The 24,582-nt window shown below is 62.7% G+C and carries 21 protein-coding genes; 4 read left to right on the forward strand and 17 right to left on the reverse strand.

All coding sequences use genetic code 11. From position 1 onward, the window contains the following. Positions 1-186: 186 nt before the first annotated feature. From lepB to rpoE, 6 genes are all read right to left on the reverse strand, one after another. Complete coding sequence (gene lepB, locus DOM58_RS04335; RefSeq protein ID WP_110691886.1) at positions 187-975, reverse strand: signal peptidase I; 789 nt, start codon at positions 973-975, stop codon at positions 187-189. An 11-nt stretch (positions 976-986) separates the two neighbouring features. Beyond that, the gene (lepA, locus tag DOM58_RS04340) at positions 987-2,804 is read right to left on the reverse strand and encodes a translation elongation factor 4 (protein WP_110691887.1); all 1,818 of its coding nucleotides are present in this window, start codon (positions 2,802-2,804) and stop codon (positions 987-989) included. A gap of 190 nt (positions 2,805-2,994) precedes the next feature. Continuing rightward, a complete protein-coding gene (locus tag DOM58_RS04345; RefSeq protein WP_110691888.1) occupies positions 2,995-4,419 on the reverse strand; it encodes a DegQ family serine endoprotease in 1,425 nt (474 codons plus the stop codon). Between the two features lie 363 nt (positions 4,420-4,782). Then, the gene (locus DOM58_RS04350) at positions 4,783-5,841 is read right to left on the reverse strand and encodes a MucB/RseB C-terminal domain-containing protein (RefSeq protein ID WP_110691889.1); all 1,059 of its coding nucleotides are present in this window, start codon (positions 5,839-5,841) and stop codon (positions 4,783-4,785) included. Continuing rightward, entirely contained in the window at positions 5,841-6,629 is a 789-nt protein-coding gene (locus DOM58_RS04355) for a sigma-E factor negative regulatory protein (protein WP_110691890.1), read from the reverse strand. Before DOM58_RS04355 ends, DOM58_RS04350 begins: the two co-directional genes overlap by 1 nt. Before the next feature lie 375 nt (positions 6,630-7,004). After that, positions 7,005-7,610: an RNA polymerase sigma factor RpoE gene (gene rpoE, locus DOM58_RS04360; RefSeq protein WP_075561311.1), complete on the reverse strand. Its 606-nt coding sequence runs from the start codon at positions 7,608-7,610 to the stop codon at positions 7,005-7,007. A 360-nt stretch (positions 7,611-7,970) separates the two neighbouring features. On the opposite strand from rpoE, the gene DOM58_RS04365 reads away from it, so the two are divergent. Continuing rightward, a complete protein-coding gene (locus DOM58_RS04365) occupies positions 7,971-9,053 on the forward strand; it encodes a 3-deoxy-7-phosphoheptulonate synthase (protein ID WP_110691891.1) in 1,083 nt (360 codons plus the stop codon). 107 nt (positions 9,054-9,160) lie between these two features. On the opposite strand, the gene dinG is transcribed toward DOM58_RS04365, so the two are convergent. Continuing rightward, on the reverse strand, positions 9,161-11,314 hold the full coding sequence (gene dinG, locus DOM58_RS04370; RefSeq protein WP_110691892.1) for an ATP-dependent DNA helicase DinG: 2,154 nt from the start codon (positions 11,312-11,314) through the stop codon (positions 9,161-9,163). Between the two features lie 120 nt (positions 11,315-11,434). Next, entirely contained in the window at positions 11,435-12,724 is a 1,290-nt protein-coding gene (gene rhlB / locus DOM58_RS04375) for an ATP-dependent RNA helicase RhlB (RefSeq protein ID WP_075561308.1), read from the reverse strand. 516 nt (positions 12,725-13,240) lie between these two features. Between rhlB and DOM58_RS04380 the strand changes: the two genes are divergently transcribed. Continuing rightward, complete coding sequence (locus DOM58_RS04380) at positions 13,241-13,492, forward strand: hypothetical protein (RefSeq protein WP_075561307.1); 252 nt, start codon at positions 13,241-13,243, stop codon at positions 13,490-13,492. Beyond that, the gene (gene xthA / locus DOM58_RS04385) at positions 13,492-14,310 is read left to right on the forward strand and encodes an exodeoxyribonuclease III (RefSeq protein ID WP_110691893.1); all 819 of its coding nucleotides are present in this window, start codon (positions 13,492-13,494) and stop codon (positions 14,308-14,310) included. The genes DOM58_RS04380 and xthA overlap by 1 nt, the downstream gene beginning before the upstream one ends. A gap of 131 nt (positions 14,311-14,441) precedes the next feature. Here the strand turns inward: xthA and DOM58_RS04390 are convergent, their stop codons facing one another. The 8 genes from DOM58_RS04390 to DOM58_RS04425 form a co-directional block, all read right to left on the reverse strand. Beyond that, a complete protein-coding gene (locus DOM58_RS04390) occupies positions 14,442-15,650 on the reverse strand; it encodes a heme biosynthesis protein HemY (RefSeq protein ID WP_245392147.1) in 1,209 nt (402 codons plus the stop codon). 2 nt (positions 15,651-15,652) lie between these two features. Further along, positions 15,653-16,438: an energy transducer TonB gene (locus tag DOM58_RS04395; protein ID WP_110691894.1), complete on the reverse strand. Its 786-nt coding sequence runs from the start codon at positions 16,436-16,438 to the stop codon at positions 15,653-15,655. Continuing rightward, a complete protein-coding gene (locus DOM58_RS04400) occupies positions 16,438-16,845 on the reverse strand; it encodes an ExbD/TolR family protein (RefSeq protein WP_110691895.1) in 408 nt (135 codons plus the stop codon). Before DOM58_RS04400 ends, DOM58_RS04395 begins: the two co-directional genes overlap by 1 nt. After that, complete coding sequence (locus DOM58_RS04405; RefSeq protein WP_110691896.1) at positions 16,838-17,371, reverse strand: MotA/TolQ/ExbB proton channel family protein; 534 nt, start codon at positions 17,369-17,371, stop codon at positions 16,838-16,840. The genes DOM58_RS04400 and DOM58_RS04405 overlap by 8 nt, the downstream gene beginning before the upstream one ends. Next, positions 17,355-18,770, reverse strand: coding sequence for a MotA/TolQ/ExbB proton channel family protein (locus DOM58_RS04410; RefSeq protein WP_110691897.1), 1,416 nt, complete (start codon positions 18,768-18,770; stop codon positions 17,355-17,357). The genes DOM58_RS04405 and DOM58_RS04410 overlap by 17 nt, the downstream gene beginning before the upstream one ends. Next, positions 18,767-19,606, reverse strand: coding sequence for a DUF3450 domain-containing protein (locus DOM58_RS04415; protein ID WP_245392148.1), 840 nt, complete (start codon positions 19,604-19,606; stop codon positions 18,767-18,769). Before DOM58_RS04415 ends, DOM58_RS04410 begins: the two co-directional genes overlap by 4 nt. A 297-nt stretch (positions 19,607-19,903) precedes the next feature. Continuing rightward, positions 19,904-20,830 (reverse strand): electron transfer flavoprotein subunit alpha/FixB family protein, encoded by a 927-nt coding sequence (locus DOM58_RS04420; protein ID WP_110691898.1) that lies wholly within the window; start codon positions 20,828-20,830, stop codon positions 19,904-19,906. 14 nt (positions 20,831-20,844) lie between these two features. Next, positions 20,845-21,606 (reverse strand): electron transfer flavoprotein subunit beta/FixA family protein, encoded by a 762-nt coding sequence (locus DOM58_RS04425; protein WP_075561301.1) that lies wholly within the window; start codon positions 21,604-21,606, stop codon positions 20,845-20,847. A gap of 433 nt (positions 21,607-22,039) precedes the next feature. Between DOM58_RS04425 and DOM58_RS04430 the strand changes: the two genes are divergently transcribed. Then, positions 22,040-23,710 carry an electron transfer flavoprotein-ubiquinone oxidoreductase gene (locus DOM58_RS04430; protein WP_110692056.1) on the forward strand — a complete coding sequence of 557 codons (1,671 nt, stop codon included), beginning with the start codon at positions 22,040-22,042 and terminating at the stop codon, positions 23,708-23,710. 38 nt (positions 23,711-23,748) lie between these two features. On the opposite strand, the gene DOM58_RS04435 is transcribed toward DOM58_RS04430, so the two are convergent. Further along, a complete protein-coding gene (locus DOM58_RS04435) occupies positions 23,749-24,579 on the reverse strand; it encodes a sulfurtransferase (RefSeq protein WP_110691899.1) in 831 nt (276 codons plus the stop codon). Positions 24,580-24,582: the final 3 nt, after the last annotated feature.

Below are 24,582 nucleotides of genomic sequence, written 5' to 3' on the forward strand. Positions count from 1 at the left end.
ATTCCCATTGAGTCGTTATCTTTGAACCAAGTCTTATTTGAAACAAAGAGTCGTTGTCTTCGAAGCAAAGCGGGCGCGGGATAGCCCGTCGCCCGCTCCGCGAGTTGCTGCGTCACTGCCGTTACCTGAACCCGATGGTCTCGGCGGGTGGCGCAGCGGTTGCTTTAGCTTCCGGCTATATAAGGATCAGTTTATCTGTCGCACCGTACTGAAGCTAGGTAATCCACCATCCCAGTGCATCCACACCGCGAACGCCTTGCCGACGATATTCTTCTCCGGCACGAAGCCCCAGTAGCGGCTGTCGTTGGAATGATCGCGGTTGTCGCCCATCATGAAATATTCATGATCGGGAACCACGATCTCCCGCATCTGCGGCCCGGGGCTCTGCGGATTGTTGAAAATACTGTGATCGACATCGCCGAGATGCTCTGTGAACAGCTCTTCGCCGGGCGCCTCCGCCGGATCGGAGTCGGCCATCGACTTGGATACCGGTTCGCCGTTGACGTAGAGCTGCTTGTTCTCGTAGCGAATGCGATCGCCAGGCAAGCCGATGACGCGCTTGATGAAGTTGACCGACGGGTCCTCCGGGAATCGGAAGACCATGACGTCACCCCGCTCCGGCTCGCCCAGATCCGCAATTTCGGTATTGACGACCGGCAGTCGCAGGCCGTAGCTGAACTTGTTGACCAGGATGAAATCGCCGATCTCGAGCGTCGGACGCATGGAACCGGAAGGAATCTGGAACGGTTCGATGATGAAGCTGCGCAGCACCAGCACGATCAGCAGCACGGGAAAGAACGAGCGAGCGTAATCGACCGGCCAGGGATCCTTGAACTCTGCGGTCTTGCCATCGCCCTTGGCTTCGGCATCGGCCCGCTGACGTCGATGACGTGAGCGACGCCAGAACAGGCTGTCCAGCAACCAGACGAGCCCTGTGATGGCGACAGCCAATACCAGTAACAGCGAAAAATCCATGACCTGTTTTCCTACTCGTTCATTTTGAGAACGGCAAGGAACGCATCCTGGGGTATTTCGACACGACCCACCTGCTTCATGCGTTTCTTGCCGGCTTTCTGCTTCTCCAGCAGTTTCTTCTTGCGTGACGTATCACCGCCGTAACATTTGGCCGTCACGTTCTTGCGCAGCGCCTTGACCGTGGATCTCGCGACCACGCTGCCGCCGATTGTCGCCTGGACGGCGACGTCGAACATCTGACGCGGGATCAGCTCTTTCATCTTGTCGACCAGAATGCGGCCGCGAGAGTGGGCATGATCGCGATGAATGATCAGCGCCAGGGCATCGACACGCTCCCCGTTGATGAGGATATCCAGGCGCACCAGCTTGGCCGTCTCGAAACGCTCGAAGCTGTAGTCGAGAGACGCATAACCCTTGGAGATCGACTTGAGACGGTCGAAGAAATCCATCACGACTTCGGCCATCGGCAGTTCGTAGACGAGCTGCATCTGGTTGCCCAGCACCTGCATGTCGAGCTGCACGCCACGCCGATTGACGCATTCGGAGATGACGTTGCCCACATACTCCTGCGGGACCAGAATGCTGGCGCGCACGATCGGCTCGCGCATCTCCGCCACGTTGGCCATGTCCGGCAGCTTCGACGGGTTGGAAATGGTGACCAGCTCGCCGTTGTCCATCAGGATTTCGTAGTTGACCGTGGGCGCCGTGGTCAGCAGATCGATGTCGTATTCGCGTTCCAGCCGCTCCTGGACGATCTCCATGTGCAGCGTGCCCAGGAAACCGACACGGAAGCCGAACCCGAGCGCATCGGAATTTTCCGGCACGTAATCGAGCGAGGCATCGTTGAGCGCCAGCTTCTCGAGCGCGTCGCGGAAGTCCTCGTAGTCATCGGAACTGATCGGGAACATGCCCGCGTAGACCTGCGGCTTCACCTTCTGGAAACCGGGCAGACGCGGCACGTCCTTGGTCTTGGTATGCGTGATGGTGTCGCCCACCGGCGCGCCCTGGATATCCTTGATCCCGGCGATGACGAAGCCGACTTCGCCAGCCCGCAGGATACCGGTGGAATTCTGCTTGGGCGTGAAATAGCCGATATCGGTCACGTCCCAGTCGCGACCGGTCGACTTCATGCGGATCTTGTCGCCCTTTTTCAGCGTGCCATCGAACAGCCGCACCAGCGACACGACGCCCTGATAATTATCGAACCAGGAGTCGATGATCAGCGCCTGGAGATCGCCTTCACGATCCCCCTGGGGTGGCGGTATGTCGCGAACGAGACGCTCGAGCAGCAGATCGATATTGAGACCGCTCTTGGCCGACACGCGTATGGCATCCTGCGCGTCGAGGCCGATGATCTCCTCGATCTCGTGAGCCACCTTATCCGGATCGGCCTGGGGCAGGTCCATCTTGTTGAGAACCGGGATGACTTCCAGATTCTGCTCGATGGCGGTGTAACAGTTGGCGACAGACTGCGCCTCGACGCCCTGGCCCGCGTCGACCACCAGCAACGCCCCTTCGCAGGCGTAGAGCGAGCGCGACACCTCGTAGGAGAAGTCGACGTGCCCCGGTGTATCGATGAAGTTGAGCTGATAGGTATGACCATCCTGCGCCTGATAGTCGAGCGTGACCGACTGCGCCTTGATGGTGATGCCCCGCTCGCGTTCGAGATCCATCGAATCGAGCACCTGCTCCTTGAGCTCGCGATCCGTCAGCCCCCCGCAGAACTGGATGATGCGATCCGCCAGGGTGGATTTGCCATGGTCGATATGGGCGATGATCGAGAAGTTGCGAATGAACTTCAGTTGCTCGTTACTTGCAGCGTCTGCCATTTAAGCCTTACCGGTCATTTGTACACGCGCAGTCCGCACGGAGTGCTGTAGCCAAGTCGCGCGGTCGATTTCGAATTGGGCGCATTGTACCGACAAGGCCGGGGCAAAGACAGCGACAACCGGAACGCACACAGCCCCGCCAAAGCGGGGCTGTGTGAAGCTGCAACGTGTTGCTGTCGCGTCACCCGGCTCAGTCGCCGGACTTCAGGCGCAGTGCCACGAACAGCGAGTTGCCATCACGCACGATTCGCACCGGAATCGCGCGATCGTCATCGGCTTTCTTGACCGCGTCGATCAACTGGTCGGCGCTGTCGATCGGCTTCTGATCGAAACTGACGACCACATCCCCCGGCTGAATACCTGCGGAAGCCGCCGCGCCACGCGGATCGACGCGACGCACCAGCGCGCCCTTGTCGATATCCAGCTGCTGTTTCTCCTGATCGTTGAGATCGCTGACCGCGATACCCAACTGGGTCTGATCGTTGGAGGATTCGCTGGATGGCGAACCGTCGGCGGCCATCTCTTCCGGCCAATCCCCTACGGTCACGTCGATGTCGCGCTCGGTACCGTCACGCATGACCTGAAGCTTGACCTCATCGCCCGGCGACACCTGACCGACCACGCGGGGCAGCGTAGTGGAGTCCTGAATATCCGACCCGTTGGCGCTCAGAATCACGTCGCCTGCCTTCAGACCGGCCTTCTGGGCAGGGCTGTCATCGCTGACATCCGATACCAGCGCACCGTTGGTGCCGTCGAGGCCGAACGATTCGGCAAGATCCTTGGACACCGGCTGAATCACCACGCCCAACCAGCCGCGGCTGACATGACCTTCGGTGCGCAGCTGATCGGCGACATTCATGGCAACGCTGATCGGTACCGCGAACGATAGACCCATGAAACCGCCACTACGCGTATAGATCTGCGAATTGATACCCACGACCTCGCCGTCGAGGTTGAACAGCGGCCCGCCGGAGTTGCCTGGGTTGATCGCTACATCGGTCTGGATGAACGGCACGTAGGTCTCGCTCGGCAGCGTGCGGTTGATGGCGCTGACGATGCCGGCCGTCACCGAATGGTCGAAACCGAACGGAGAGCCGATGGCGGCAACCCACTCGCCGGCCTCGAGATCGTCTGAGTCACCGATCTTCAACGTCGGCAGATCTTTGGCGTCGACCTTGAGCAACGCCACGTCGGTGCGGGTGTCGGAACCCACCAGCTTGGCCGGCAGCTCACGCCGATCGTTCAGCCGCACCATGATCTCGTCGGCATCCTTGACCACGTGGGCGTTGGTCAGAATGTAGCCATCCTTACGAATGACGAATCCCGACCCAAGGGATTTACGCTCCTCCTCTTCACCCTGGCCGCCTGGGCTACCGGGGATCTGCGGCATCTGATCGCCGAAGAAACGTCGGAATATCTCGGGGACGTCCTGCTGACCGTAAGGGCCGCTGGACGCGCTGACACTGCTGGTCGTGGCGATGTTGACGACGCCGGGCGCAGCCTGTTTGACCAGTTTGGTAAAGTCGGGCAGTTCGCGTGCCTGTGCCGCCTGAACGGACAATAACGTCACGGCCATCAAGAGCCACGGAGCGAACCATCTTGTCATGCGTTCCATAAACACTCCTAAACATCGATGAAGACTCTGAGAGTCACACGTTGAGAAGATCGATGGCCGTGAGGGGTAAATTAAGCGCCGCTGATAAACCTCACGTCATCGCATCATCGCCGCGGCTGATGACAAGACGCGGCGACCACAGTCATTGATACGAAAAACCAGCAAGAGTTCAACGGGATGTAAAGTTTCTTTGCAGCGGCGGCCGCCATCGGCTCGCTATCGCCAATGGCTATCGACGACCGGACGGCACGGAAGAAACAGGACCCGACAGCGGCGGTTCAGACATTGGCCCATGCTCGGGAATGCCATCAGAAGCTACAGGGAAGGACCGTCAGGAACCACCAGCGGAACTATTCAGCGGAACTATTCAGCGGAACTATCAGCGGAGCTGTCATCGACACTATCGGCAGTGGTGTCGCTGGCGCCGTCTTCATCATTCCACGCCACGCTCGAGGCGATGCGTGCCAGCACCTCGGCCGGGGCCTCCCCTAGCACCAGTATCTGCATGGGCCGACCCTGATGAATCACATGGCGAACAGCGCCGTAGGAGATACCCAGACGATGAATGCCCGCCAGCAAGGCGCGCCGGTCATTGGCCATGGGTTCGACGAACAGGCTGATGCTGGTCAGGCCGTCGCTGTAAAGGCGATGCTCCACCCGAGCACTCTGGTCAGGGCTTTCCGGGGGAATCGGCTGCGCGGTAAAACCCGCAGGCAGCCACTGCGCATGCCACGGGGAGTCCGCAGGCTGGAGGCCTGGCCCGAGACGCAACGTGCCGGCATAGAGCTTGGGCTTTTGAAGATCGGTTATCTGGAAGGTTTCGAGAATCTGCCCGTCGATGCCGATCATCTCGCGCTTGAGCGGCAACGCTGTCTCGCGATCGAGCCATAGGCGGTAGCCGTAGCGCAGCCCGTCCTGCGGTTCGACATCGAGTCGCCATGCCGGGCGGCCGGCGATCCGCTCGAGCGCCATCGGTTGGAGTTCGTAGTGTCCGACGATCTGGCGAGTGAGCTCGGCGGGTGCGACGCCGGCCGAGAAGCCCAGGGCGCTCTTTTTCGAGCCCTGGCCTACGCTGCCTCGCTTTTCCACAGCGATGGGCGGGCCATCAAGGAATCTGGCGGACTCGGTCTCGACCCCGTTTTCGACGCTATGGGTCAGCGCCAGCGTTCTGACACCATCGAAGCTGATGCGGACGGCACGCGCTCCGAAGTTGTAGCAGTGGCTGGCCCAGAGACTGCGCTGAAACAACGCATAGGGGGAGACATCACTGTCGCTATCCGCGCCAAGATTACCGAGATCACCGCAGTCGAACGTCTCCTGGGCGGTTCGATCATCGGCAAGCGATGACGCCGGCATGGCAGCCGACGCTGCCACTACGGCGAATACCGCGGCCCAAGGGGCCCGAGGGGAGATCCGGAACATCAACGCGCGTCCGTGGCTCCGGCGCCGTCGATCTGGGCGGACAGGCCACCCGGCGTGCGCAGCAATGGCATCCAGTTGTCACCGGTGCTGTACGCGGCCCCAACAGAATGACGCTCGAGATAGGATTGCAGCGTCTGCGCCTGCTCTCTGTCGATATTGGGCGACTGACGCGTGCTTGGAGACATGAACATCGGCTGCATGACCTGCTCACCGACGGTCATCAACCCGCTGTTACCGCCGTTACCCGGGTTGCCACTGCCAAAGCTGCCAGCGCCACCCAGCGCATACGGCAGGCCGTTGGAGATGGGCGCCTGCATGGAAGCCTGCATCGCACCGCCCTGCCCGCCTGACATCTCTTCCGAGGCCAGCGAAGGCTGTGCCCCTGCCGACGAAGCCGCTCCACTGCTGGACGCGACGTCCGGCGATAACGTGGTGCCACCACCAAACTGGCTGTTGTAGACCTGAACGCCGGTGATCACCATCAGCGATACCGCGGCCGCAACGGCGGCTCCACTCATCATCGAGAACGAATGGCGCCTCGTCGGTTCGCTACCGGACTCCCGAACCGGCTGCGGCTCGTCGGCAATGGCAGCCATCACATCGCGGGAAATATCGATGTCGACGATCGCATCGCGCTCACGTCGCATCATGCTTCGAGCCAGATGATATCGACGCCAGGTGTCGCCCTCTTGCGAGGCCGTACCCATCGTCTTGAGAACTCGTCTCAGGTCGAATTCATCGGCTTCGTTATCCATCAGTGCGGAAAAAGACTCGTGCACCTGTTTCATGATTACACCCTCACACTCGGCCTTGCGGCTCGCCACGTGTTGAATGACGGCAACGTTCAGAATGACATTGGGAGGCCGTCAGCTCGATCTGCGCCTTTCGAGACACGCAAGCTCAACCTCTGTGTCACCGGCTCATCGTGACCGGGAGCCCCGGTCGACGACGCCTTGGCCATCACCTGCGCTGCCTTGGCTATCATCTGCCCTGCCTTGGCTATCATCTGCCCTTACTACGACGACAAAAATCGACGACAGTTCATTTTCGATTCATCTTTCACTCGCTGACCGTCGCCAACTTCCAGCGAAGACCGATGAATCCCTCACCGGACGCGGCGCGCCTCTCGCCGAAACATCCGCGCATGAGCACCTCTACATCATTCACGAATCATTGACCGCATTGCCCGTACCATGTTCCAGCAGCGGCTCGATATGTTTATCGACGGCTTCACGGGCCCGAAATATCCGCGAGCGCACGGTACCCACCGGGCACTCCATGATCGTGGCGATATCTTCGTAGGAGAGCCCATCGAACTCACGCAGGGTGATCGCGGTACGCAGATCGTCAGGCAGCTTATCGATCGCTTCGAACACCGCCGCTTCGAGCTGGTCACGGGCAATCGCCGCCTCGGGGGATTCGATATCCGATAGCCGTCCGCTCTGATCGACGATCTCGGCATCACTGATGTCGAGATCGCTGCCGGGCGGACGACGCCCCCGCGATACCAGATAATTCTTCGCCGTATTGATGGCGATTCGATACATCCAGGTATAGAAGGCACTCTCGGCGCGGAAGCTTCCCAACGCACGATAGGCCTTGATGAAAGCTTCCTGGGCAACGTCCTGAACTTCGGAATGATCCTGAACATAACGGCTGATCAAGCCGAGGATCTTGTGCTGATACTTCTTGACCAGGAGATCGAAAGCTCGGCTATCTCCTTTCTGCGCGCGTTCTACGAGCTGTTGGTCGGTCTCTCGGACACCCATTCAGACCCTCCCCGTACAGTGGGGGACGGAAAACGGCGGAAGCGGAAGTCGAGTGACAGCGCGGCGGTGACAAGTGTGGTGACTAGGAAACAATACGCTCATGATCCAACCTGGAGCCCTCGAGCTCGCGATTCAATGACAGGCGTGCAACTTATAACAGAAACGCTGGATTAGCACGCGAAGCTGCCCCGGCGTTTGGGTTTTATCATGCCCCATCAAACTATCATTCCGGGCTCGATTTCCTGAAATTCGACCCGGTCTCGCGGCTCGACGACAGCCCGAAAGTTGATTTTTACACCTCGCAGCCTCCATAGTACGCGCTTCACGCGCAGTCACTAATCAGAGTCAACGGGCCCCAGCATGTCGGAACAGCAGGTCAACAATCTCAACGTTCTTTCCCAGGATGTCCTGATTACCCCGGAAGCGTTGAAGCAGAACATTCCGCTCACGGAATCCGCCGAGCGCACGGTCATCGAAGGGCGCCAGACCATCCAGCGTATTCTGGATCGTGAAGATCCACGTCTGCTGGTAGTCATCGGCCCGTGTTCGATCCACGACCCGGATGCCGCTCGCGACTACGCCAGACGTCTTCGCAAGCTGGCCGATGCCGTCAGCGACAGCCTCTATATCGTGATGCGCGTCTATTTCGAGAAGCCCCGCACCACGGTCGGCTGGAAAGGCTTGATCAACGACCCGCACCTCAACGACTCGTTCGAGATCGAAGAGGGCCTGCACATCGCTCGTCGTCTGCTGGTGGATCTGGCCGAGATCGGGTTGCCGCTGGCCACCGAGGCGCTGGACCCGATCTCGCCGCAATATCTGCAGGACTGCATCAGCTGGTCGGCCGTGGGCGCACGCACCACGGAATCCCAGACTCATCGCGAGATGGCCTCCGGCCTGTCCGGACCCGTCGGGTTCAAGAACGGCACCGATGGCAGCCTGGATGTGGCGGTCAACGCCTTGCAGTCGGTGGCCAGCCCGCACAACTTCCTGGGTATCGACCAGTCCGGCCAGGTCGCCGTAATTCGCACTCGCGGCAACGCCTATGGCCACGTGGTGCTGCGCGGCGGCAACGGCAAGCCCAACTACGACAGCGTTAGCGTCACGCTGGCCGAGCAGGAGCTGCACAAGGCCGGCCTGAAGGCCAATCTCATGGTCGACTGCTCTCACGCCAATTCCAACAAGGACCCGGCGCTGCAGCCGCTGGTCATGGAAAACGTGACCCATCAGATTCTCGATGGCAACCGTTCGGTCATCGGCCTGATGATCGAGTCGAACATCGGCTGGGGTAGCCAGAAGATTCCGGAAGATCGCAGTCAGCTCGAATATGGCGTCTCGATCACCGACGCCTGCATCGACTGGCCGACTACTGAACGCACACTGACCCAGATGGCGAAGCAGTTGAAGTCACCGCTCAAGGCGCGCCAGCAGGACGAGGACTGATTCGCGAGCGAATGCCGTCAAAGCGAACACTACCCAGAAAAACGCCCGATGCTGCGAACCAGCATCGGGCGTTTTTCATTCGAGACGACATGACGCGACATCGAGATTCAGGACCTGACCGAGTCTCCCATGTCGACGCCCTCGATCTGGCGTCGGAACGGCGGCAGCGCATCCAGCAACGCCTTGCCGTAGCGGCGCGTCAGCACGCGCCGGTCCAGCAACGAGATACGCCCGCTATCGTCCTCTTTGCGAATCAATCGCCCACACGCCTGCACCAGCTTGATCGACGCATCCGGCACCGAAATTCGCATGAAAGGATTGCCGCCCTGGCTTTCGATCCATTCGGCGAGCGTCGCACCGACGGGATCGTCCGGCACCGAGAACGGCAGCCGGGTAATCACCACGTGGGTCAGGTAACGACCGGGCAGATCGATGCCCTCGGCAAAGCTCGCCAGGCCAAAGATCAGACTCCCCTTCTCGGCATCGACGGCGACGCGGTGACGCTCCAGCAGCTCACGTTTGGGCAATCGATCCTGGGAAAGCAGCCGCGATGCCCACGGCTCCGGTAGCGCATCCGCCACGCTGCGCAGCTGTTTGCGCGACGAAAACAGCACCAGCACCGCTTCGTCGTCGGCCAGGCCTTCGATGAACTGCACGATGGAGCGGTCATGGGCCATGGCATCGCCAGGTTCGACCGCCTCGCGCGGCACGCTGAGCGTCGCACGGGAGTAGTCGAACGGACTCGGCAGGCGCTGATAGCGGTAGCGGTTGGCCAGTCCGGCGCGCTCCTGCAGGCGTTCGAAGCGGTTGAGCGCCGTCAGTGTCGCCGAAGTGACCACCGCCCCGTAGCAGCTTCCCCAGAGATGACGCGCCAACGTCTCCGCCGCCGATACCGGACTGGCGGAAAAAGTAAGCTCCGGCTCACCGCCGAAGCTCTGGAACGTCAACCAGCGCGCCTGTGGCGCCTGTCCGGACGGATCGGGCTTGGCCATGGCCGACCACAGCGCGTGCGCCTCGAGGGCGCGGCCGTGGAGCAGCGCCGTCAAAGGCAGCCAGGGTTCCGCCTGCTCCCGCGGGAGCCCGGTGGATTTATCCGGATCGAGGCTCTCGCGCAGGATGTCGCTCATCGTCTCCAGGTCGCGCGAGAGTTCGGCGAACGGTATGACCAGTTGCTGAGCGAGCTCGACCAGCGGCTCGGGGGCGCGGCCGTTGGGGAAGCGGAAGTTCTGCGTTTCATCGCCGGCACCGGCACTCAGCCCGGCGATCTGATGACCCATGGCATAGGCATCGCCGAGCCGGGGCTCCAGCGCCGCTATCCGCTCGGGGAAGCTGGCCAGCAGTCGTGCCAAGGTGGGCTGAGCGCCCAGCGCGGTGTTCAATTCGGTCAGCGATTTCTTCAACGTTCGCAACCAGCGCAGCGTGGCGTTGATCCCGAAGCGATGATAGAAATGATCCAGCGCCTTGTCCGGCAGATGGTGCCCTTCATCGAAGACGTAGATGCAGTCCTTGGGCGATGGCAACACCATGCCACCGCCCAGCGCCAGATCTGCCAGCACCAGATCATGGTTGGCAACGATGATATCGGCCTGCTCGAGATGCCGGCGCGAACGAAAATAGGCGCAGGCGCCGAAATGACCACAGCGGCGATTGGTACATTGCCGATGATCCACCGTCAGCCGCCTCCAGTCGCGATCGTCGATGGCGACCGGCCAGCTGTCACGGTCCCCTTCCCAGTTCCCCGACGCGTAGGTGTCGGCCATCTCCTGAATCAGCTGAGGGAAATCCCCCCCGGCATCCGTGGCGATAGTCTGCTCGAACAGCGACAGCGTCGGATTGGGTTCGGCCCCTTCCAGCGCCTGGTCCAGCTTGGCCACGCAGAGGTAACGCCCCCGCCCCTTGGCCAGCGCGTATTCGAAGTCGAGGCCACTGTGCGCCTTGAGCATCGGCAGATCCTGATTCAGAACCTGCTCCTGGAGCGCCACCGTGGCGGTGGCGATGACAAGACGCTTGCCGCGGGCCTTGGCCACGGGCAGTGCCGACAATAGATAGGCGAGCGTCTTGCCGGTTCCGGTGCCGGCTTCCAGCACACAGACGTGCTCGTTGGAGGTTCTCCGACCTTGCTCGTCCTGCTCGATCGACGCCAGCGTCCGCGCGATTTCCGCGATCATCAGGCGCTGACCGTAGCGCGGCGTGAGCTCCAGCCCCTCGAGCACGCGCCGGTAAGCCTCTTGAATCTGTTGCTTGAGGGGTTCGTCGAGCATGCGCGTTCCGGAGCGGAATGGTATCGGGAAAGGATCGCCCACCGAGGGTGGGCGATTACCGGAGAACAGCCTCAGGGATCTGCGCCGCCCTGGATGTCAGCCGCTCAGGGCCGCATCGGCTCAAGGCCGCATCGATTCGGGCGGATGCTCGCAGGGCAGCTTGCCGTTGATGTAGTTCTCGATCTCGGGCAATGAGAACGCATCTTCCTCGCCGACGAAACTGATCGATACGCCCTGGGCGCCGGCCCGGCCGGTACGGCCGATACGATGAACGTAGTCTTCCGGGTCTTCCGGCAGCGTGAAGTTGATCACGTGGCTGACATCTTCGATATGAATGCCACGCCCGGCGACATCGGTCGCCACCAGCACGTTCACTTCACCTTCACGGAAACGCTCCAGCGTCTTGATGCGCTGACTCTGCGGCACGTCACCGGAAAGCATCGCCACATTGATGCCCTGTTCACGCAGTAGCTGATCCAGCTCACGGACGAGATCGCGACGGTTGGCGAACACGATGACCCGCTCCATCGCCTCCTGGTTGACCAGATTGAACAGCAGCTTGCGCTTGTCGCTGTCACTGACCAGATAGACACGCTGATCGATGTTGGCCGCGTTGTCGTGGGTCACCTCGATCTCGACGTGAGCCGGGTTCTGGGTCCACTGCTCGGAAAGACCGAGGATGTCCGGCGTGAAGGTCGCCGAGAACAGGAAGGTCTGACGCTCCACGGGCTTGGGCGTGTAGCGAATGATGCGCTTGACGTCGGGAATGAAGCCCATCGACAGCATCCGGTCGGCTTCATCCAGCACCAGCACTTCCACCTGAGACAGGTCGATATCCCGCTTCTGCTGGAAATCGAGCAGTCGGCCCGGCGTTGCCACCAGCACGTCCAGATTCTTGCTCAACTGATCGCGCTGCTTCTGGTAGTCCATGCCACCGACGACGCTCGCCACGTTCAGCGACGTGAACCGCGCCAGCGCCTTGGCATCCTTTTCGATCTGCAGGGCCAGTTCGCGGGTCGGCGCGACGATCAGCGCGCGCGGCGTCCCCGGTTTCTGGCCGTCCGGCGCTTCCTCTTCGAGGAAATAGGCCAGCATGGAGATCAGGAACGCGGCCGTCTTGCCGGTTCCGGTCTGCGCCTTGCCGACCACATCGCCGCCGAGCAGCGTGTGCATCAGCGCTTCGGCCTGAATCGGCGTGCAGTACTCGAAGCCCTCGGCCTGGATCGCCCGCATCAGCGGCGTCGGCAGGTCGAAGTCATGGAACCGCCAGCGCCCGGCAACAGGCTCGACCTGAAACTGCTTCAGCGACCAGCCGGAAGCGTTACGGGACTGGGATTTGCGTGGCTTGCGCCGACGCCGCTTGGGTCTGCGATTCTCTGCCGGGGGCTGGGTGTTGTCAGACTCACTCATAGTAATGACGAATGTCCGAAATCGATTGACGGTTTGACTCGCGACGGCTGGCGCCCTGTTCGACGACGCCGACATCGGCGCGGCGGGACAGGCGTTCACGCCCTCCAGGAGGGTACTTCTAGGTTAGGTAGTGCTAGACAGCTAATGCCAAGCAGTGCTTCTAGACGATACCTCGACGCGACGATTGACGACTTCGCAGGGGCTGAGCCCAGCGCGAGCCGGGGGCATTATATCAGCCCAGCCCGCTAACGTCGCGAGCCCAGTCGATCAACGTCTCCTCACCCAGCCGACCAACGTCTCGTCGCCCTGCCAATCAACGGCTTGTCAGGCGCTCGGGCGCTATCGAACGTCGAGGGGGGCGGCGAGCGCGGTCGTTAAGCGCTGGCACCTGCATCGCTGGCTGTTAGAATACGCGGTAATGTCCCGATGTCTCATTTCGCGACGCCATGTCTCGGCGTTGCGTTGTCGAGACTGTCGATGGAAATCGTTCGATGGAAACCGCTATAGGTCGCGCGCATGACTCGCAGAAAGAAGACCAAGTCGCTGGCCGACAAGGTGACGATTCGTACCGGAAAGCGCAAGGACTACCGCCGCTGGCGCCATGACAACCCCGACGCGGTGGCCCCGTCCCGCCGTTATGTCGACAAGAAGACTCAGCAGCGAAAACTCCAGGCCGAGCGCAAGCGTCAGCGCCAGAGCGCCCCGCCGCTACCGCTGCACGCCTCCAAAACCGACAGCGACGCTTCGAAGAATGGGGACTCCGACTGATGCGCCTGGTTTCCTTCAATATCAACGGTATCCGCGCTCGACTACACCAGCTCGCCGCCTTGATCGAGACTCACGCGCCGGACGTCATCGGTCTTCAGGAAACCAAGGTCCAGGACAGCGAATTCCCGCGCGAGGCAGTCGAAGCGATGGGCTATCACGTCCACTTCCACGGCCAGAAGGGCCATTACGGTGTGGCAATGCTGACCAGGGTGGCACCGGAATCCGTGCATTACGGGCTGCCCGATGACGGCGAGGAAGCGCAGCGCCGGCTGATCGGGGTGACGCTGAAGATGGAAGACGGTGCGCCATTGACGGTCTGGAACGGCTACTTCCCTCAGGGCGAGAATATCGCGCACCCGACCAAATACCCCAACAAGCGGGCGTTCTACGCCGGGCTCAATGCCCTGCTGAAGACGCAGCACGAGTCTTCCGAGCGGGTGGCGATCATGGGGGATTTCAATATCTCGCCGGCCGATATCGACATCGGCATCGGTGAAGACAACCGCAAGCGCTGGCTGCGCGAGGGCAAGACCAGCTTTCAGCCGGAAGAGCGGGAATGGCTCGAACGCCTCAAGGCGTGGGGTCTCGAAGATAGCTATCGACGCTGCCACCCCGATGACAGCGACACTTTCAGCTGGTTCGACTACCGCTCCAAGGGCTTCGATCGCGAACCCAAGCGCGGGCTGCGCATCGACTACATTCTGGTTACCGAACCGCTGGCCCGCGCCACGCGCCACTCGGGTATCGACTACGACCTGCGCGCCATGGAGCGGCCTTCCGACCATGCCCCGGTGTGGACCGAGTTCGCGCTGGATTGAGGTGATTTGGCCCAAGCCGAGTCGATCGACAAGCGCAGCGACACTACGAACTCGCTGAACCAAAACGGCGACGCTTGGGAATCCCAGACGTCGCCGTTGCGGTTCGTGGCCCGCTCGAGAGGGCACACTCCCTAACCCAGCGAATCCAGCCACTGCTGCGCCTGATCGACGCCCGCGGCTTTGGCCCGGCGGAACGCATCGCGTGCCGCGTCCTGATCGTCCAGCTGTACCGTGGCGATGCCTTGCAGCAACCAATCCCGCCCGGACATGTCGCCGCCTGCCTCTCTCAATGCCGAAAACGCATCCAGCGTCGTTTGCCATTCACCCCAACCGTAGGCGAGCTCGGCGAGTTGCTGCCAATCTTCTGCGCGACCGCTCCGTTCGGCAAGCTTGCGCCACGCCGTCAGCGCCTGATGGTGATCGCGAGCCGCGGTCCAGGCCTGGGCGGTCAAGCGTAGCGTCGCGGGGCTGGATTGCAGCTGGCCGTCATCCAGCCAGCTCTGCAGATATTCGGCGGCTCGTGCCGGCGTTCCCCCGGCGATATGCAATTTGGCCAGCTGCAGCAGATCGTCGCGCGAGGTCAATGCCCCACGACGCCAGCCGCTCTCCCAGATCGCTGCCGCGCGGCCGTCATCTCCCGCCTGTTGCGCCAGCCCCGCCGCTCGTCGCCAGACGTCCGGCGAACTCGCATCGTCGCCGAGCAGCGCCAAAGCGTCGTCGAACCGACCCGTCTGCTGGTAGACCGTGCTCGCCAATTGCTGCTGTGAGGAGCTCCACCCCTCGGCGCCGGATTGGCGGAGGCGATCGAGCGAATTGGCCGCGGCCGACCACTCCTTCAGCGAGGCCCGCGCCTGTACCAGCAGCCAACGAGAGGTGTCGTCGCCGCCGCTTCGTTCGACCCACTGCGTCAGTCGATCCGCGCCTTGTTCCGTCTGACCGGCACTCAGCCGAAGCTGTGCTTCCTGGCGTAACCAGGCCAGCCGGCGGGCATCGGGAACCTCGTCGGTGCCGCGCGCCTCGGCCAACTGATCCGCCGCCTGGCTATCGTTGCCCTGCCGGGCATTGGCCGACGCGGCCAACTGCAGGAACAGCGCCCGCGCCCAGCGGTCGGCGGCATTCCCTCCTTGCAGCCGCGAGGCAGAAGCCGCGGCACGCGAGGCCACGGCAGCATCGTCGCCGGTCTCGAGCTGCGACTGCATCGAGTGCAGCGTCTGAATCATGTCCGGACGCAGCGCCGGCCCTTCCGCCTGGGCCGACGAAACGCATCCGAGGCCGATCAGGCCCGCGGCCATCAGCGCCAGGCATCGCTTGCGCAGATCTCGGACCACCGTCGAACTCATCCTCAGCCCTCCAACTGGAACTGGATGCGCTGCGTCGCGCGCCTGACATCATCGGCCGGCGGGAACTGCCATTGCGACACGGCTTCCTCGACGGCACGATCGAAGACATTGGCGGGATCGGCATCGATCACCCGCAGGCTACCGGTATCGACACGCCCGTCAGGCTGAATGATGAAACTGACCTCTACGTAGCCCTCCATGCCCCGCCGGCGTGCACGCATGGGATAGGACGGATTGACCCGGCTGGTGGGCTGGAGCTGGCCGACATCGCGGGGCGAGGCCTGCGTGCCTTTCGGCGGCTGCTGCGGAGCAGGCACCGCCCGCGGCTGTGGCGCCGATTCCGCCACGGTTTGCTGCGTTGGCTGCGGCTCGGGTTGCGCCTTCGGCTCTGGCTGAGGTTCCGGCTGAGGTTCCGGCTCAGGCTGGGGCTCTGGTTTCGGTTCCGGCCGCGCCTCGCTCAACTCGGGTAGCGACGCGTCCAGAGTCGCATCCGGCGTCTCCATCGGCGGCGTCTCGGGCTCCGGAATCGCCACCTGGCTGGGCGTTTCCGCTGCCGGCACGGGGGCCGCCGCGGGCGGCGGTGGCGGCGCACTGGGCGGCGTCGGCAATGCCGGCGAGGTCGGAGATGGCTGTGCCTGCGCCTGCTCCGGCGCATCGACCATCGAGATGGAGGTGGGCGTCACGATCTGGGTGCGATCCGGCTCCGGCGGCGCGACCAACAGCGCCAGCAGATAGAACACCAGCAGCGTCAGCAGCGCGCCACCCGCGAGTCCGGCCACTCTACGCATCAACCGGCATCCCGGTTGGCGGCGACGGCCACGTTGTCGACGCCGGCCTGGTGAATACGATCCATGACCTGAATCAGCAGGCCCGTGGTCGAGTTCTTGTCGGCCTGGACGACGACGCTGCCGTCACCGGATATTAGCTGGGCGACACGGGCGCCGACGCGGTGGGCATCCACCGCCTCGCCGTCGACCCATACCGCGCCATCGCCGGTGATGGCGACCAGCACTTGCGTATTCTGCCGCGCCGTGGCCTCGCTCGAATCGGGCCGCTCGATCTCGACGCCACTCTCCTTGATGAAGCTGGTGGTGACGATGAAGAAGATCAGCATGATGAAGACGACATCCAGCATCGGCGTGAGATCGATACCGGTCGAGTCGTCACTGGCTTCCCGCAACCGGCGCCTACGCATGTGAGTCCTCCACGGCGCGGGCCATACGGTCATGCAACCGCTGATCCTCGCGCCGAATGATCTGTTCCAGACGAGTGACGAAAAGCAGACCCACCACGGCGACGGCCATGCCGCACAACGTCGGCAACGTGGCCTGGGCGACGCCGTCGGCCATGGCCCGGGCCTGGCTGCTTTCGGTCAGCGCCAGGCTGTCGAAAACCTGAATCATCCCGGTCACCGTTCCCAGCAGGCCCAGCAGCGGACAGAGAGCGATCAGCAACTTGAGCCAGGGCAGTGGCAGACGCAGCCGCGCGATCAGTTCGCGCGTCCAGACTTCGCGCAGCGTCAGCGCGCTCCAGCTCGAGTGATCACGCCGCCGGATCCAGGCGTCGATCAGCACCCGGCGCGCACGCCGATGGGTGAATCGCCAGTAGAACAATCGCTCCAGCGAAATCGCGAACAACGCCATTGCCACCAGCATGATCAATACCAGCACTTCGCCGCCGGAACTGATCAGCCAGCGGATCGGCTCAAGCGTGGGCACCATGACGGCGCTCCTCGGCGTGGGCGGCAGCAGCGGTCTCGGCTTCGAGATGCTCGGCGAGCACGGCGCTGGCCCGGCCTTCCAGCAGGCCGATCAGCCGCCGGCTACGGCTGCTCAAGGCGGTATTGACGAACAGCAGCGGCACGGCCGTGATCAGGCCCAGCACGGTGGTGACCAGCGCCTGACTGATCCCGCCCGCCATCAACTGCGGATCGCCGGTGCCGAACACGGTGATCGACTGGAAAGTGACGATCATCCCGGTCACGGTACCCAGCAGACCCAGCAGCGGCGCCACTGCGGCGATCAGCTTGACGATCGGCTGACCGCGCTCCAGCCGCGGCTGCTCTGCCAGCAGGGCTTCGTCGAGCCGCGCCTCCAGTGCTTCCGGCGCATGATCGCGCCCCAGTGCTGCGAAGCGCTTGAGCACCCGGCCCAGCGGGTTGTCGTCTTGCAGCGTATCCGGCGCCTGCATCTGGCGGCGCATCCGGCCACTGACGATCACGAGATAGACATACTGCGCCAGGGCTATCAGCAGACCGACGATCCCCAGCGCGACGATCACGTAGCCGACATAGCCGCCCTGCTGAAAGCGCTGCCACAGACTGGGCTGCCGGGAGAGCGCGTCGAGAACGTCGCCATCGGTGGGATCGACCACGATTTGGTTGCCATCACCCTGCTGAAAGGCCTGTAACGACTGCCGGGCATCGCCGGGCGTTACCGGGTACACCGCCAGCCTTCCATCCTCGCCGATGCGTTGCAGCAGATCGCCGTTGCTGAAGGCGAGGGTGTCACCCAGGCGCACTACCTCGCGCTCGGCGACATCGCCGTCCTTGCCCGCCACCGGCGCCTGAAAGCGCACACCACGGCCGCTTTCCGCGACCAGGCCGGCGAGAGCCTGACGTACCTGATCGAACGTCTGTCGATCGACCAGCCCATGATCGTCCAGCCGCGGCGGCAGTCGAGCGTCACCGCCCACGGTCAGCCAGCTCTCGCCGAGAGCATCTCGCAACTCGCCGGCCTGCTGTTTGACGATGCCGGAAATCTCGCCGATGTCTCCGGCCTGATCCGATCGCTGCTGCTGGAGTTCCGCCAGCTGCTGTTGCTGCGCGGACTGACGATCGTCCAGCTGTTGGCGTCGGGCCTGAACCTGCTGCAGCCGCTGCTCGGCATCGGAAACGGCCTGCTGCAGCGCCTGGCGGTCGTCCAGCAACGTCTCGAGCCGCTGGCTGTCACGCTGTTCGGCGGCCTGGCTGTCGGCGCGAAAGGATTGAAGCACCTGCTGCATCGACGGCGTCGTGTTGCTTCCTGCGTCGGACTGGGCACTGGACTGGGCAACGGCAATACCCGGGGTGAGAAGCGTGGCGACGAGAGGCACTGCCAACCACCATGCGTGACGCTTCATGATTGGTCCTCCGTCGATGCCCGACCGTTCTCGACGGTCAGTGAGGCCGGCAGGTGCAGCAGCGCCGGCGCGCTCTGATCCTGAGCGATGCGGATACCGCGGCGAACCTCGTCGATCTGATCGCCATCGAGCACTTCCCACTCGCCGTTGGCGACGCTCCAGACACCGCCGGCGCGGTCGTCCGGCGTGACGTAGTACCAGCCAGTGCGTCCTACACGCAGATAGTCGACTTCCCGCGCCATTTGGCTACCCTGGCTTGCCGCGTCGGACTGGGAACCGTCGAGCGAACCGCTCCACTGATCCATCTCGCGGCCGTAGTCGAGCTCGGTGCGCCACACGGAAAAGATTCGCTGCAACTTGTCCGCCTGGGAGGCGTCGTCACGGGTCAGCATCTGCTCCAGATCGTCGACGCGTGCCAGGCGCTCGTCGCGCAGGAACGGCATATCCGCCTCGATCATTGCGCGCAACTGCTCGACCATCTGGCGCAGCTCACCCGGCAACGCTTCACGCGTCACCGAAATCTGTGCCAGCGCTTTCTGTTCGGCGGCGATTCGCTTGGCCTGGTTATCGACGATCGGCGCCAGCTCGGCGTTGTAACTCTCCAGTCGGTCGGCCTGCTGGTTGGCCTGACGCAGACGCTCCAGCGCGTCGCGCGTGGCGTCGTCGGCTTCATCGATACGGCTTTGAAGTTCGGCCTGGGTCTGCTGGGCCTGGATGCTGGACTGGCTGAGCGAGTCCTGAGCCGATGCCGGGCCGGCCGCGGCCAGGCTCATGGCGGCGAGGCAGAACGCCGACAGACGCCTCTTGCCTCGCCTGCGCGAGAAATCATGCACCACGCTATCTCCTTGCGTATGAGCAGTCAGCAGCCGGTGACGAGCATCACCGGATCGACGATGTAACGCCGCTGAATTCGATGCGATACGCTAATACAAACAAGAACAATTATCAATCCGCATGATATCGTCTCGTTTTCTCGGCGTTATCACCTCTGTTTTCGCTGGCGAGCATGTCGCCGGACCGACGCCTCTCATCAACAAGACACCGCCTTAAAAAAGACACCGCCATAAAAAAACCGGTGCCCTCAGGCACCGGTTGGGTCGAACGCGGCTTGCAGGCGCGAACAGCAACAGCCCCTAAAGCTTCTGTTCCAGCTCGGGCAGGATCTCGAATAGATCGCCCACCAGACCGTAATCCGCGACCTGGAAGATCGGCGCGTCGTCGTCCTTGTTGATCGCCACGATCACCTTGGAGTCCTTCATCCCCGCCAGGTGCTGAATCGCGCCGCTGATACCCACGGCAATGTAGAGATCGGGAGCGACGATCTTGCCGGTCTGGCCGACCTGCATGTCGTTGGGCACGAAACCGGCATCGACCGCCGCCCGCGACGCGCCGACGGCAGCGCCCAGCTTGTCGGCGATTCCGTCGAGCAGTTTGAAATTGTCGCCGTTACCCATGCCACGGCCACCGGAAATCACGACTCGAGCGCCGCCCAGCTCCGGGCGCTCGCTCTGGGCAAGCTCTTCGCCGATAAAACGCGAACACGCGCTGTCGGCAATGTAATCGAGCGCCTCGATGGAGGCCGCGCCGCCTTCGCTAACCGCATCGAATGCCGTGGTGCGCACGGTGATCACCTTGAGCGGATCGCTCGACTGCACCGTGGCGATGGCGTTGCCGGCGTAAATCGGACGCGTGAAGGTATCGGCGCTCTCGACGCCCAGAATCTCGGAAATCTGCGAGACATCCTTAAGCGCGGCCAATCGCGGCAGCACGTTCTTGCCCTCGGTCGAAGCCGCGGCCAGTACATGGCTGTATTCATCGGCCAGCGCGACCAGCAGATCCGCCAGCGGCTCGGGCAGCTGGTGGGCGTACGCCGGATTGTCGGCCACCCGCACGCGGGCGACGCCGTCGAGTCTGGCGGCAGCTTCCGCGACACCGCCAACGTTCTCACCCGCGACCAGAAGATCGATGTCGCCACCGATGGCCTGCGCGGCACCGACGACATGCGCGGTGCCGGCGGCCAGTTGGCCGTTGTGGTGCTCGGCCAGAACCAGAATGCTCATGCGATCAGCTCCTATCAAAGCACTTTGGCTTCGTTCTTGAGTTTGTCGATCAGCTCATCCACGGAGCCTACCTTGACGCCGCCCTTGCGCTCGGCAGGCGTCTCGACCTTGAGCAGCGTGAGCCCGCTGGACACGGCCACACCCAGCGCTTCCGGTGTCTTGGTTTCCAGCGGCTTCTTCTTGGCCTTCATGATATCCGGCAGCTTGGCGTAGCGTGGCTCGTTCAGTCGCAGGTCGGTCGTTACCACGGCGGGCAGCTTGAGCGCGACGGTCTGCAGGCCGCCGTCGATCTCGCGAGTGACGCGAACCTCACCGGCTTCGACGCCCTCGCCGAAAGCGACCTCGGAAGCAAAGGTGCCCTGCCCCATATCGGTCAACGCCGCCAGCATCTGGCCGGTCTGGTTGTTGTCGGTATCGATCGCCTGCTTACCCAGGATCACCAGATCGGGCTTCTCTTCGTCGACCACACCCTTGAGCAGCTTGGCCACCGTCAACGACTCGACACGTTCGTCGGTCTCGACGTGAATGGCGCGATCGGCACCCAGCGCCAGCGCCGTGCGCAGCTGTTCCTGAGCGGCCTTGGGGCCCACCGTGACGGCAACGATTTCCGAGGCGACGCCTTTCTCTTTCAGACGAACGGCCTCTTCCACCGCGATTTCGCAGAACGGGTTCATGGCCATCTTGACGTTGGTCAGATCGACGTCGGAGTGATCCGCCTTGACCCGGATCTTGACGTTGTAATCGATGACGCGTTTGACCGCGACGAGTACTTTCATGAGTGGCCTCGCATGGTTGTCCTCGCAGGCTATTGATAGACCGACCCGGCGGGCGCTGGTCGACGTCGATGATCGATATGTCACGACCACCCTTTTGACGTGATGCCAGACAGCAAAAACGTCGGCGCATATAGAATCACGTCGACGTCGGCCAAGGTCAACTCGGGGCCCGTCTTCCGCTCCAGCATGGTGCATCGCCGGGGACATCGACGGGCGAAAATGCGATGATAGCGCATCAACGGGGTGCTGCCGAAGCAGCACCTTCGCATAAGAAAAGCGCACTCAGGCATAACATGAGGCACCTGACTGACGTTAGGCTATAAAAAACGGTGGCAGCAGCCGTCGACGAAACAGACCGAGCGGGCGTGCCTGGCTACCGTATTCGCCAGCGCCCCGCTAGCCAGCAAGGAGATCGGGTTTGGAACGTGAATCCATGGATTTCGACGTCGTGATCGTGGGTGCAGGCCCCAGCGGCCTGTCGGCGGCATGTCGTCTGATGCAGCAGGCTAACGAGACCGGGCAAGAGCTTTCGGTCTGCGTGGTCGAGAAGGGTTCGGAAGTCGGGGCCCATATCCTATCCGGCGCCGTATTCGAGCCGCGCGCCCTGACCGAGCTATTCCCCGATTGGGCCGAGCGGGGCGCGCCGCTGAATACGCCGGTGCGGCGCGATGAACTCTACCTGCTGAAGGACACCGCCAAGGCGCAGAAACTGCCCAATGCACTGGTGCCCAAGTCGATGCACAACACCGGCCACGCCGGTTCGACCGGTGCCAGTGATCAAAACTACGTCATCAGCGCCGGCAACCTTTGCCGCTGGCTGGGCGAGCAGGCCGAAGCGCTGGGCGTCGAGATCTTCCCCGGCTTCGCCGCGCAGGAAGCGATCGTCGATGACGCGGGCGTCGTTCGCGGCATTCTCACCGGCGACATGGGCGTCGCCGCCGATGGCAGCGAAACCGCCAATTACATGCCCGGCATGGAGCTGCGCGCCAAGTACACGCTGTTCTGCGAGGGGGCGAGGGGGCATATCGGCAAACAGTTGATCTCACGCTTCGAGCTCGACGCGGGTCGCGATCCCCAGCATTACGCCATCGGCTTCAAGGAGCTCTGGGACGTCCCCGCCGAGCAGCACGAGCCGGGGCTGGTGCTGCACGGTTCCGGCTGGCCCCTGGATGACAAGGACCATGGCGGCGACAGCCACGGCGGCTGGTTTCTCTATCACGGCGATGACCAGCAGGTGATGGTAGGACTGATCGTCGACCTGGCGTACCGCAATCCTCATCTCTCGCCGTTCGACGAATTCCAGCGCATGAAGCACCATCCGCTGCTGAAGCGCCATCTCGAGGGCGGGAAACGCGTCGCCTACGGCGCACGTGCGATCACCAAGGGCGGCGCCAACTGCCTGCCCAAGATGACGATGCCCGGCGCCCTGCTGTTGGGCTGCGATGCCGGCACGCTCAACTTCGCCAAGATCAAGGGTATTCATACCGCGATGAAGTCGGGGCTGATCGCCGCCGAAACGGTATTCGCGGCAATCGCCGCCGGTGATGAGGGCGGCAAGGAACTCAGCGATTTCACCAACGCCTGGGAGTCGAGCTGGGCGTGGCAGGAACTGCAGGCCAGTCGCAGCTTCGGCCCGGCCATTCACAAGTTCGGTACCGTGGGCGGCGGCGCATTCAACTTCGTCGATCAGTGGCTCGGCGGCAAGCTGCCGCTACAGCGCGATACCACACCGGATCATCAGCTGAAGAAGGCATCAGAGTCGGCGCCGATCGACTACCCCAAACCCGACGGCAAGCTGTCGTTCGACAAGCCCTCGTCGGTCTTTCTGTCGAATACCAACCACGACGAGAACCAGCCCTGCCACCTGAAGCTGAGCGATCCGGCCATTCCGATCGCGAAGAATCTGCCGGAATACGCGGAACCCGCGCAGCGTTACTGCCCGGTCGGGGTCTACGAAGTGGTCGAGGAAGCGGGCGAGCCGCAGTTCCGGATCAACTTCCAGAACTGCATTCACTGCAAGACCTGCGACATCAAGGATCCGTCCCAGAACATTACCTGGGTAGCACCGGAGGGCGGCGGCGGGCCCAACTACCCGAATATGTAGTACGTCACAGCGAAAGCACGCTTCCGTGACCGGCGGTGTCAGGCATCGCCGGTCGCGATCGGCCGTGCCGGGTCGCGAATCCACTCGCTCCAGGACCCGGCATATAGCCGAGGCAGCGGCAAACCCGCGACGGCGTAGGCCAACACGTCATGACAAGCCGAGATGCCGGAGCCGCAGTAAGCGGTGACCCGCTCCGCCCTCGGCAACTCCTCCGCCAGCTTTTCCGGCGATTTGAAACGGCCATCTGCCTCCAGGTTCGCTTGACTGGGGCGACAGAGAGCACCGGGAATATGCCCTGCAACGGGATCGATGGGTTCCTCTTCTCCGCGAAAACGCGCTTCACCGCGAGCGTCCAGCAATTGGCCACCCTCTTGCAACAGACGTTCAACCGGGACCCTCACAGTATTATCAAAGGCAGGCTGCCATTCGCTGGCGGACGTTACCTCAGGCTCATCGGTGACCAGATCACCTTCCATCTCCTGCCACGCAGGTAACCCACCATCGAGTACCCGAACATCGGGATGAGCGGCCCAACAGGCCAGCATCCACCAGGCTCGAGCGGCGGCCAGCTGCCCGCCTCTATCGTCATAAACCACGATGGGACGCAGAGGCTGGATGCCGAAACGCTGGATCGTGGCCGTGAAAGCTTCCTGCGTCGGAAGTGGATGACGACCGCCTTCTCCAGGCGGCGTCGAGAGATCCCGATCCATATCCAGGTGATAGCTCCCGGGAATGTGCGCCTGCTGCCATAGCTGAAGGCCCGCGTCGGCGCTTTCCAAGCGAGCCCGGCAGTCCAAAACCAGCGGTGGCCTCTCACCGGCGAGGCTATCGCGCAGCGCTTCTGGTGTGACAAGAACGGATGCATTCATGGT

Origin of the sequence: Salinicola halophyticus, from assembly GCF_003206695.1 — a bacterium.
Taxonomy (GTDB): Bacteria; Pseudomonadota; Gammaproteobacteria; order Pseudomonadales; family Halomonadaceae; genus Salinicola; species Salinicola halophyticus.